The 12,056-nt window shown below is 29.5% G+C and carries 11 protein-coding genes; 6 read left to right on the plus strand and 5 right to left on the minus strand.

The features are described from left to right. The first annotated feature begins 23 nt into the window (after positions 1-23). From MEVAN_RS00615 to MEVAN_RS00635, 5 genes are all read left to right on the plus strand, one after another. The gene (locus MEVAN_RS00615; protein ID WP_011971935.1) at positions 24-563 is read left to right on the plus strand and encodes a phosphoribosyltransferase; all 540 of its coding nucleotides are present in this window, start codon (positions 24-26) and stop codon (positions 561-563) included. A gap of 72 nt (positions 564-635) precedes the next feature. Beyond that, a complete protein-coding gene (locus tag MEVAN_RS00620) occupies positions 636-893 on the plus strand; it encodes a zinc-ribbon domain-containing protein (protein WP_011971936.1) in 258 nt (85 codons plus the stop codon). 39 nt (positions 894-932) lie between these two features. Next, positions 933-1,409: a hypothetical protein gene (locus MEVAN_RS00625; RefSeq protein WP_011971937.1), complete on the plus strand. Its 477-nt coding sequence runs from the start codon at positions 933-935 to the stop codon at positions 1,407-1,409. Between the two features lie 288 nt (positions 1,410-1,697). Beyond that, positions 1,698-2,312, plus strand: a complete 615-nt coding sequence (locus tag MEVAN_RS00630; RefSeq protein ID WP_011971938.1) for a phosphoribosyltransferase — start codon at positions 1,698-1,700, stop codon at positions 2,310-2,312. Continuing rightward, positions 2,302-3,360: a DNA-processing protein DprA gene (locus tag MEVAN_RS00635; RefSeq protein ID WP_011971939.1), complete on the plus strand. Its 1,059-nt coding sequence runs from the start codon at positions 2,302-2,304 to the stop codon at positions 3,358-3,360. Before MEVAN_RS00630 ends, MEVAN_RS00635 begins: the two co-directional genes overlap by 11 nt. Before the next feature lie 415 nt (positions 3,361-3,775). On the opposite strand, the gene MEVAN_RS00640 is transcribed toward MEVAN_RS00635, so the two are convergent. The 5 genes from MEVAN_RS00640 to MEVAN_RS09085 form a co-directional block, all read right to left on the minus strand. Next, complete coding sequence (locus MEVAN_RS00640; RefSeq protein WP_011971940.1) at positions 3,776-4,594, minus strand: vWA domain-containing protein; 819 nt, start codon at positions 4,592-4,594, stop codon at positions 3,776-3,778. A 32-nt stretch (positions 4,595-4,626) separates the two neighbouring features. Further along, positions 4,627-5,697, minus strand: a complete 1,071-nt coding sequence (locus tag MEVAN_RS00645) for an ATP-binding protein (protein ID WP_011971941.1) — start codon at positions 5,695-5,697, stop codon at positions 4,627-4,629. Then, the gene (locus MEVAN_RS00650; RefSeq protein ID WP_011971942.1) at positions 5,690-9,565 is read right to left on the minus strand and encodes a cobaltochelatase subunit CobN; all 3,876 of its coding nucleotides are present in this window, start codon (positions 9,563-9,565) and stop codon (positions 5,690-5,692) included. Before MEVAN_RS00650 ends, MEVAN_RS00645 begins: the two co-directional genes overlap by 8 nt. A 253-nt stretch (positions 9,566-9,818) precedes the next feature. Then, positions 9,819-10,322: a hypothetical protein gene (locus MEVAN_RS09080; protein WP_332247283.1), complete on the minus strand. Its 504-nt coding sequence runs from the start codon at positions 10,320-10,322 to the stop codon at positions 9,819-9,821. A 49-nt stretch (positions 10,323-10,371) separates the two neighbouring features. Beyond that, positions 10,372-10,839: a nucleoside recognition domain-containing protein gene (locus tag MEVAN_RS09085; protein ID WP_332247284.1), complete on the minus strand. Its 468-nt coding sequence runs from the start codon at positions 10,837-10,839 to the stop codon at positions 10,372-10,374. A gap of 84 nt (positions 10,840-10,923) precedes the next feature. On the opposite strand from MEVAN_RS09085, the gene MEVAN_RS00660 reads away from it, so the two are divergent. Then, on the plus strand, positions 10,924-12,054 hold the full coding sequence (locus MEVAN_RS00660; RefSeq protein ID WP_011971943.1) for an ABC transporter ATP-binding protein: 1,131 nt from the start codon (positions 10,924-10,926) through the stop codon (positions 12,052-12,054). Positions 12,055-12,056 lie beyond the last annotated feature (2 nt).

Here is a 12,056-nt window from a genome sequence, read left to right on the forward strand (position 1 = left end):
TATTTAATTAAAAGGGGGTATTTATGAACAATTCATTAATTAATCGGATAATAAATGGGAATAATTATTTATTAGTTTCTGATTATTACAATTTAGATGAATATTACGACATTGAATTTTCAGATTTAAGACTAAAGACAATTATTTCTGAATTTAAACATTGTAAATATCAAAAAGAAGCTGCTAACCTTGTTTCACGAGTATTAATTGAACGCTACGAAGATAATATTAATAAATACTGTTTTGTAACAGTTCCTTGTTCAAACCGGTTAAAAACTGAAAAAAAATATAATGGATTTTCTAAAATAGTTTCTTCAATTACTGGAATGGAAAACGGGCACGATTTTATAATTCGATATAAAGATTCAAAACCAAAATATGGGTTTGGTTTTGAATCTTTAACTTACTATTCAATTGAATTAGATATTAAAAAAATTAACAACAAAAAAATAGTTTTATTTGATGACTTTATTTGTTCTGGAAATACAGTCAACTACATTAAAAAAAGATTAAGTTGGTTTTGTAAAGATTTAAACTTTGTATTTTTAGAAAAAAAAGTTTAATCAAAAAAATTTCTTCTTAACTTCATGTGTTTAGTTCATTAAAAAAATGTATAAGTATAATCTGGTGAAAATATGGACGATAAAAAATGCCCGAAATGTGGTGAATGGACTAGAGAAGACGTTTATTCTTGTGAACACTGTGATCACGATTTTACGACCCAAAACCGAGTAAGGTGTCCAAGGTGTAAATCATATACTGAAGATTTCGGTGTTTGTGAAAACTGCGACTATGAATATGAAGATAGCCAGATTTCAGAATATTGTCCAAAATGTAAACGAAAACTTACAAATTCGCACATGTTTTGTGAACATTGTGGATATCCGTTATAATACCGTAAATTTTTAAAAACATTTTAAAGAGGTAAAAATATGAAAGAATTTTTCAAATGCAATGTATCGGAACTTGAAGAGTCATACAATAACCGTTTATCCGCATTATTTCGTGGAATTACAGAAATACGTTTTAAATCATATTTAAAAGAAGACGTAATTAAATCGGAAAAAACTTATGCTAATGATGAATTTTCGGATGGTCGACTCAAAGGGTGCAATATTGAATTTAATGTAGATATAAGTAATTTACCAGTATTTCATGCACATGGCATTAATAAAAATGGATTAAATGTAGAAATATTCATAGCGTTAATGGATATGCCTGATGAAGAATACTTTACAATTGCATTTTCAGAAAAAGAGAGAAGTTTCCTATTTTATACGGATGGATTTAGGATAGTAATGGACCATATTAAAGTTCTAAACTCTGAAAAAAGAACATATGTTGATGAAATTAGCGGAAAAGTTTACGAAAATGCAGCCGATATTTTTATTGAAAATGGATATTATTAATACATCAAACCTAGACAAGGTACCGCTTTTTTCCATACGTATTAAATTTTTTATTTTAATGTTGAACTTTAGAATATTGCCGGTAATTTATATGGTAAATTTGCATATGTAATTAGATCGGCAAATTAATCAGATGCTTATCGATCCCATTTTTTATAATTTATCAATAACACGTCAAATTTCATTTTTTTGCTTTAGATTATTTTTCGACTTTAAAATTATACCTAGATCGGGATTTTGGGAATATATTAACAAAAAATTTTTAAAAACGTAATTGAGGGGTAATTTATGGTAAATTTTGCAACACATGGGTGGGTAAACGGACATTTTTGTTCTACAATTTTTTACTACTACCCAATAAGATCATTTTCAAATACTAATGAATTAAATTCAAAAATAAGAAATAAAATATATGATTTTAAAGAGGGTCGTAATCCAAACGAAATTGGTGAACTTGTGTCAAGCGCATTAATTAGTACGTTTGGAAAAGATAAGTTAAGAAATTGTACTTTTGTTACGGTTCCTGCATCATCCGTATTGAGGACAGAAAAAAGATGTAAATCATTTTCTAAGATAGTTTCTTCAATTACTGGAATGGAAAATGGATATAATTTTGTAAAACGGTGTAAGGACTCAAAACCAAAACATATTACAGGATGCGAATCAGAAAATTATTATTCATTGTTCATTGAAAAGAACTTAGTTATGAATAAACGAATAATTCTTTTCGATGATATAATTACATCAGGGAAAACTATTGATTTTATTTCTAAACGTTTAAAATGGTACTGTAAAAGCGTTGATGTAGTTGGTTTGGGAAAAACCGTTTCAAGAGGTAGTAATGAATACCTAAATCAGAACTGCTTGGGCAACGCATTAGTGAGGGCAAAATATGGTTTATGATTTAATCGAATATATCGTTTTTTCAATAATATATTCTGAAATTGAAAAGCGTGGAAAATACAGTATTCAAACGTATTCGGCTTCAGCCCTTCAAAACATGTTTAAAACGTCTCTTGAATCAAATACAAACATTTTTAAGTGTACTAATGAAGAATTGGCCATTTTAATGGATAAAATAATGAATAATTTAAAAGAATCACAAAAATCGAAAGTTTTGGAAATTTATAGACTACTTGAAAATTCAAAAATTAAAAATAAACTCTTTAAACGAGCGTTAGAAGAATATTCTATGTGTATTGAAAACAAAATCTCATTAATGCCATATGAATCTTTAAATTATCCTGAAAAATTAAGAAATATTAAAGATTCACCGTTTTTATTATACTACATCGGAAATTTCCCTGTTGAAAAAGATTTAGAAAAGTCCATTGCAATTGTTGGTTCAAGAGATTCTGTAAAATTATCAGAAGATATTTCGTACAATACTGCTTTTGAACTATCTAAATCAAAAATATGGAACATTAGTGGACTTGCACTTGGCATTGACTCTTTTGGACACTTGGGTTCAATCGATTCAGAGGGATATACTGGTGCAGTTTTAGGTCAGGGGCTTTTAGATCCGATTTTTCCAAAAGAAAATATGGAACTATCCGAAAAAATTTTGAAAATGGGCGGATTTTTGGTTTCAGAACTTCCACCATCAACTAAAATCGATGGAATTTTTTTAATATTAAGGGATAGACTTCAAAGTGCATTGACTGACTCAGTATTTGTGGTTCAGACTGGAAAAAAAGGAGGAACGTTAAATACCGTTAATTATGCAGTTAATCAAAGTAAAACAGTATATGTTTTTGAACCTACGGAAATTTTAGATGGATTTGAAGGTAATTTAATACTTTTAAATAAATTAGAAATCCCTGAAAAATTTAAGGTTTCGAAAAAAAACATTGAAAAAATAAAATCGGTAAAAAATGTTTTAGAACTTAAAAAAGAAGTGGGTTTGGTATGTTTTAAGGTACAGATTACAATGGATGAATATTTTTGTTAAAATTTAAAAAATACCGTTAATTATGAGCACATTTTATTTATCAGTTTGGATTATTTAAATTTAATGATCTTTAAAAAGTCAGTTTTTTGTAGCGTTTTCATATATATTTTAGAGGTGATAATTTGAAGTTATACCCGATTTAATTAATTTATTTAATATAAGGTATTTAATTTACAAGTCTTTTGCATCAAACTTATTGGAATTAGAAAAAAAGGTTAAAATACAGGATAGTTGGATTATTAAGTCCAACCAATGTTTAAAGTAAGTAATAAAAAGGAGCTTGATTATATGTGATTTGTTGACATGCTTGGACTATTCAACTAGTATAATTGCAAAAAATATCTAATGAAGTATATATTATGCTTTCAGGAATTCCATTTAGAATAAAGTAAATAATAAAATCAATAAAAAATAATTAAATAGTTTCTACTTCTGCATTTGTAATTTCAGATATTTTATCTAAGTATGATATTGAAGGGTCAATTATACTTTTATTTCGGATATCATATATTTTAAAAGAAATTTTCCGCTTTTGTATGGCTTTTGAAAGTTCTTCTATTTCATATTTTATATTTTCCTTAAGAGGCACGTTTGCTTTTCCATCGCTTATTAGTATAAATTCAACAGTGCACTTTTTATTTTTATCTTTAAACTGTTTAAATACTTTCAATGCAGTTTTCAGTGCTGCAGAAAGGGGTGTTTTACCACCTGTTTTTAAAGAATTTAACTGGGCCTTAATTAAACTATATTTTTTTGTGAATGGCGATAAAACTAGAGCTTCACGTCCCCTAAATGTTACTACTGATAAATATTCCCGTTTAACGTATGAATCATCAGTATATTTATCTACTATCCCTTTTGCAATACCTACTCTTTTTGAAATGCCCATGCTTCCACTTAAATCAAGTAAAATTACTGAAAGCTTTGGAATCCTATTTTTTCTAATTTTTACCTTATAATCACTTTCTAAAAGGGCATATCGGTTTTGATTTAAAATTGCACTATTTATTGTAGAAATTAGGTCTATATCTTCTAAGTGTTCTGGTTTTGATAGTTCTGCATATGCGACATGGTAACCTTTTTTAGAACCTACTTCGGATATCCTTACTTTTTTAGAGCCATTATAGTTTTGAAAAGTGTTTTTTTCAACTTCTGATTTTTTTGAAACTATTTTTTTATCAAAATCTTCTATTTCGAAGTTTAATTCTTTAGATGAAGTTTCTTTTTCGCTCAAGCCATTATTTTTTTCACTATTGTTTTTACCATCTAGTGGTGATGTCGTTTGTGGATTTGATTCCGTTTTTTTTTAGATTCTTCATCAATTTCTTCACTTTCTTCATTTTTCATAGATTCAGAAGGAGGATTCCCACCTCGATTAGATACCCTATGGGCCAGTGCAAGATCCATGGCCGTTTTTAAATCTTCTAAAACGACTTCAAGTCTCCCATCAAGTGCTGCAATAGCTTTTGCAGTTTTTATTGTGGTTATTTCTGCACGATGTGTCTTTATACCTAAATGTATTATCGAATCAATTAATAATTTTAAAAGCTCTTCTGGAACTTTTACATCCTTTAATATCCTTTTTGCAGTCGTTATTGAATATGTTAGATTTTTTTCTATTTTTGAATATTTTTCATAAAATAAAACAGGGTCGTTTTGAAATTCTTCAACTCTTTTCAAAACTTCAAGTCTATCTTCTGCTTTGAAAAGTGATTCAATTTCCACATAAAGACCAAATCTATCTAAAAGTTGGGGCCTTAATTCCCCTTCTTCAGGGTTCATGCTTCCAACAAGTACGAACCTTGAAGGATGTTTAAACGACATTCCTTCCCGTTCTATGGTATTCCAGCCCATTGCTGCAGAATCAAGTAATATATCAATAACATAATCGTCAAGCAAATTAACTTCATCAATATATAAAATGTTTCTATTTGCATCTGCTAGGATTCCGGGTTGCAGTACTCTTTTTCCTTCATTTAGTGCTTTTTTAATATCTATTGTTCCAATAAGCCTATCTACAGTTATACTTAAGGGTAGGTCGACTACTTTCATAGCTTTATCAATTACTTCAAATTTAGTTTCAGCTAATCCTTTGTAACAGTTATCACACATTTCAAGGGAATTTCTAGGATTACAATTAAATGGACATTCTAAAACTATTTCATAATTTGGCAATATATAAGAGAGTGACCTTACAAGCGTTGACTTTCCAGCACCTTTATCCCCAGTTAAAAGTACTCCACCAATAGATGGATCAACTGCGCAACAAGTTAATGCTTTCTTTGCTTTTTCTTGTCCCACAATAGCTCCAAATGGGTATATAAATTTCCTAGTCATTTTTTATCACCTTACTGCTATTCCAAAGTTTTTCTAGCTGGGATAATGATTCATTCTGTGCATCTTCATTAAATGAGCTAGTTATTATCTGTCCACCCTGTAATTCTGATTCTCCATCCATTAATTCCTCCAAATCCGCTTCCAAACTAGAATATGCTTCTTTAAGTTTTTCAACTGTTTCTTCATTTGCATTCCATAATCCACGTGTTGAAGCTTCAATTAACCTTCTTGCAATTTCTTCACATGCATAAATATTGTTTTCTTTGAACCATTCTCTCATTTCTTCATCTAAAACATATTTTTCAGTTATTTCATCAAAAACCCAGTCATTAACCATCTTTGTAGTTGCAGACCACCCGTAAAGATGCTGAATTTTCTTTGAAAATTCGTTTGCGCCCCCATACCCATGGACTTTCATTTCAGTAACCCATTTAGGATTTAAAATTTTGGATCTTACAATACGCTCAAATTCCTTTTCAACAGTTCTAACTTCGGAGTTTGAAAGGTCTTTGGTATCAACAATTACTAGATCAACATCAGAATCGCCTTTTAGTGTTGAAACAGTTGCGTACATTCCTCCTTGGTAACCGTAGTAACAACAACAGTTCGTAAGGTCGTGTTCATCACTTAAATGGTTAGTAGTTATAATGTCAACAGTTTTTAAATTAGAAATAAGTGCTTTTGGACTGTATTCGCCGTATGATTTTGACGTATACCGATATGAACTCCACTGCAGCCATACTTTACTTAAATCGTCATCCGAATTCCATGCAGATGAATCAACCGCCAAATTTACGCCTGAACCATATGCGCCAGGTGCATTTGCCCATATTCTAGATTTTGCCTCATCTAACAAGTCTTCAGTTATATTTTCCCCAAAGTTATTTATGTATTCTAAGTAATGTTTTTTTACGTAATTCATTTCAAGTGGCTCTTCAAGGCTTATTACTTTATTGACGGCATCATCAATCATTTTAATGTAGTTTGGAAGAGTATCCCTAGTAATACCACTTATTCTGACGGTTGTATCTATTCTAGGTCGACCTAATTCATTTAATGGAATAACTTCAACATCTTTTACTGAACCATCCTTATTCCACACAGGTTTTACCCCCATTAAATAAAGGATTTGTGCAATCTGTTCTCCATCGGCCTTGTATGCATCCATACTCATTAAAATCTGCCCAACATTTTCAGGGTATCTATCGTGATGTTTTAAGTGGTGTGAAATAAGTTTTTCTGCCGTTTTTACTCCAACTTTCCATGATGAAGGGGTTGGAAGTGCACTTGGGTCTATCGTATAAAAGTTACGGCCAGTTGGAAGTATTTCTATTTTTCCACGAGTTATGGATCCAGATGGCCCGGGAAGGATATAATTTGAATTAAATACATCTAATATCCCAGTATATTCTAAAACACACGACTTTATTTTTTTAGAAATTAATATCCCTGTTTCTATTGATTTTAAGGGTTCTCCATTACTTTTACTACAGTCCTTAAAAATTTGATTTTTAGCGACTTTTTCACTAATTATTTTTAAAATTTTGTTATCTTCAATATCTTCTTCCATTAAACTTTCTTTTAAAGTATCTTTAGCTAATTTTGAAATTTCATTAAGTATTTCTTTTGCAGTTAGTCCATTTAAATAGATTTTTGAAGGATTATTTTTTAATTCGTCATAGTCAAATCCCACGTGTTCTGCAAAAACTCGATTTATTGATTTAAAATTATAATTATCATATTCCATCATTGTTAATACATATTCGGAAATTTTTTCAGAGTTTGTTGTTGGATTTCCAAATATATGGAGCCCATTTTCCACTTGGGTTCCAGATATCATGTTTAGGTATCCGTGGAGTTCTTCGATAACTTCATCAGATATTTTAGAAACTATTTTAATATTATTTTTTGTTGCCATATTCGTTATTTCTTCGAAGATTATTTCCATTTTTGTGCTGTCTTCTAATGACTTTGCTTTCGAATATTCTGCAAGTAATTGTTCTAAATCACCTAAAATTTCAGGCATTGTCATTGGAGGATACATGTGGTCGATAATTGTTGCATAAGATCTTCTTTTTGCCATTACTCCTTCCATGGGATTTGCTGAATTATAGATGTAAGCATGCGGAACGTTATCAATTGTAATTTCCGGCCAACATGAAGGAGAAAGTCCAACTCCTTTTCCAGGCCTAAATTCAAGGTAACCATGAGTTCCAAAGTGTAGTAAAATGTCAGAATCAAAAATTCTTGTCATCCACCGGTATGCTGCAAGCCACTGGTGCGGGGGCGTTATTAACTGATCATGTAATATTTTGCATGCTTTTCCATCACAAAAGGATCCTGCACATCCGGATTTTGGTTGCGGAGTTAACAGTATATTCCCAAACATAATTCCTGGAATTATGAATTTATTTTCATGAACCATTCCAATATACTCTCTTGAAACATTTTTAGAAAGTACGTCTTTTGGATCCATCCAATCATTAAACACTTTAGACCTAACTTTTTCAGGTAGCTCGTCAAGCCAGCTTTTATATGTATCATAATCTACAAATCCAACAGCCCCGCCTTTTTGAACAATTTCAGAACTTGAAGTCCACCTAAATTCATTAACTGCTTTTTTAGATAGCATTAAATCCATCAAATCCTGTCCCGTTTCAGGTATATAATTTCCAACATTATATCCTTCTTCTTTTAATTTTTTAAGTAGTCTTACAATACTTTCAGGAACATCTAATCCAAAACCAACCGCAAGTGATGCTTCTGAACCATGACACGGAGGATTAATTAATACTATTGAAATTTTCTTTTCGTAATTTGATTTTTTTGATAAGTTTACCCATTTTTTAATCCTGCTTGAAATATATTCTGAATGCTCTTTAAAGGGTTCATAATGTTTAACGCCATTTTCATCAAGGTTACTTCCAACTAAAAAAATAGGTTCGATAGTTCCATCTACTTCAGGCATTACTACTTGATAAATTTGAGACATTGGATCTATCCCTTGAGGATTTTCTGCCCATTCTTCAATACTGGATCTAAATGAATGAATAATTTGTATTACTGGCACATTTAGCTTTTTTAATAGTTCTACCCCTGAAACATCTTTAAATCTAATTTTTACATCTTCAATACCTGAAGAATGATCCAACATAAAAAAGAATGTTGAATTAACTAATGCACTTATTATTGGATAACCTTCCCTAAAAAAATATTTTTGAATTGTTTCTTCAGCAGTTAATGAATCATATTCTTTAATTTTTAACCTATTTGTAAAAACAGGAATTACGCCTAAACCCTGTTTTTCAATTGATTCAATTAATGAATGAATATGATCCATACTTTGACTTATCCAAAATGATCTGTGGAAAAGTATGCCTACAAAATCTTTTTCTGCCCCATATTCTTTCAAATAATCCCCTAAGTTTTCAAAAGTTCCGTGTTCATGATGCCATATTCCTTGCCAAAGGGTATTTTCGGGTTCATCTATATCTAAATTAAACCCTGTAAAATTTAATAGTAGTTTAACAAGTTGTTCAATGTTTTTTTGGCCGCCCATGCTGTAATACATCATCACTTTTGAAAATTGTGAATTTGCACCCCTTGAAAGCTGAACATTTGCTTCTGAACCTGAAATTACTATTTTTGCTTTTGATTTTTCAATAGCATTTTTTAAGCTTTCGTCAATGGTTGAGGAATAAATAAATAAAACGTCAGAATCTTTAATAAAATCAATATTTAAATCTTGATTTTCACTATTTGCTAGTAAACATTCAAAGGAATTATTAAATTGTAGTTTTTCAACCGCGTTTGAAAATTGAGGTAATGTTAGTGCGCCATAACCTAACAAAATAGATATTTTAGCCATTTTTTATTCCTCTTTTTTAGTTGAAGTTTTATAGTAACATATCTAAAAATTATATGAATTATTTTTTTTTAATATTAATAATACCATATTTTATTAAAATATTTAAGATAATATAATAACATTAATAAATACTTACGTTTTAATATTATAATTTTTTTAAAAGTATTATGATATGCATATCTATAATACGTATATAATATTTTCGATTAATATGGGCAAAAAATATATTAAAAAATTTAAATTTTTAAGTCAATTATATCAAAAATATAATGGCACCGATTATTAAAATATCTAATAGTAAGGTAATTACTGCATTTATCATGACAATTTTAGTACCTAATTTTGGGCCAAATAGTGAAACATGTAACGGTAATGAATGTTTTGCATACCGTGTTGAAAGAGAAAGTACGTTTGCAAAAATCAGCCCAACAATTACTTCTTTAGAATTTAAAACCCCTTCTTTTAAAAGATTACTACTCATAATCATTGCAGCTTGTACGTTAAAAAGACAAGTCATTATTAAGATACCTACATTGGGGTCAAGATTAAAAAATCGTGTGAAAGGCGAAATTAATACTGATACATGATCAAAAACTCCGTTTTTTGAAAGAAAAATTACAATAAAGGTAGTAATTGCCATTAGTATAATAATCCTTTTTGAAACTTTTAATGTACTTTTTAACGATTTTTTTAAGTTATCGGATATTTTTGATACATTATCACTTTTTGGTTCAAAGTCTACTTTTTTAGACACCATTGATAGGTAAATAATGCCTATGATAGTTTTAATTAGTGCTACGCCTGATCTAATTAAAATATATACTACGCCAGTTAACCCGAGGAGTGGTATCGTTATAGGTATAAAAAACGTAAATGTATGTGAAAATATGGGATGGAAATGAATTTGCAAGAGAACTGCCTATTAATTCCTTTTCAGTTATCTTTTTTTCAGTATATCCTTCTGCAAGAATGGAATAACCCACCGTGGGGCTAAAAAAACAAGAAAGTATAGAATATAATGAAAGTTGGTTCATTTTTAATTTTTTTGTAACAGGATATAAAAAATTACTTAATTTTTTCATTACTCCTGAATTTATAAAATAATTCATTATAAACATAGTAGTTATAATCAAAAAAGACATGTTTACTGTGAATTTAATTGATTCCAAAACTGAATCGATAATAAGTATATAATCTATAGTAATCATTTGTTCACCCAATATACTATAAAATAATAAAAAAAATAATATCCTATTACTATTTAAAACAAACATGATAATTTATGATACATATATAACAAATCTTAGTTTAAAATAATACTATCAAAAAGTTTTGAATGATTAAAGGATTGTGATAAAATGTTAAAAACAGAAAATTTAACTGTAGGCTATAATAATTATACTGTAGTTGAAAATGCAAACTTAGAGATACGGGAAAGGGAGATACTATGTATTATCGGTCCAAATGGAGTTGGTAAGTCAACACTTTTAAAAACGATTGCAACATATCTAAATCCAAAAAAAGGGGCAGTGTACCTAAATTCTAAAAAAATACATGACTTAAAACCAAAAGACCTCGCAAAAGAAATGGCGGTAGTATTAACTGAACGCGTAAATCCTGGAAACATGACTGGATTTGATATAATTGGAATTGGTAGGCATCCTTATACTGATCTTTTTGGAAGCCTAACTGAAAATGATAAAAAAATTATTGTAAATTCTGCAAAATCGGTAAATGCAGAATATCTACTTAAAAAAAACTTTTTTGAAATGAGTGACGGGGAAAAACAGAAAATAATGATTGCACGGGCTATTGCACAAGAACCAAATGTTTTGATACTTGACGAACCAACAAGTTTTTTAGATGCACGGCATAAAATTGAACTAACGCTTCTTTTAAGAAAACTCGCTACTGATAAAAATATTGCTATAATAGTAACGCTTCACGATATTGAACTAGGTTTAAGAATTGCTGATAAAATGGCACTCATAAAGGACCATAAAATAATTGCATACGGTTATCCTGAAAATATAATGGATAAAAATACGGTAAATACATTATATGGGTTAACTAGTGCCAATTATAGTAATTTGCTTGGTTACTTTGAATTAAAAAACGAATTTAAAAAAGAATATAAAAAAAAAGTGTTTGTGGTTTGCGGAGGCGGTACTGGAACAGGTTTATTAAGATATCTTGTGAAAAACGGTTATGAAATTATAGTTGGAGTATTACATAAAAATGACATTGACTATGCTGTTGCAGAGTCCATGGAATTAAATGTTATTTTTGAATTGCCCTATACTAAAATATCCTTTGAAAAACTAAACAGTGCAGTAAATGAACTAAAAAATATTGATATATTAATCCATACTGACTTTGCAGTTGGCGAAATAAATCTTTTAAATTTAGAAATAATTACGGAGGCTAAAAAATTAGGTAAGCAGATTATTTCGTTTAATGGAAATATTGAATGCTTAAACAATCTATAATT

This window comes from Methanococcus vannielii SB (genome assembly GCF_000017165.1).
Classification (GTDB): domain Archaea; phylum AGJL01; class Methanococci; order Methanococcales; family Methanococcaceae; genus Methanococcus; species Methanococcus vannielii.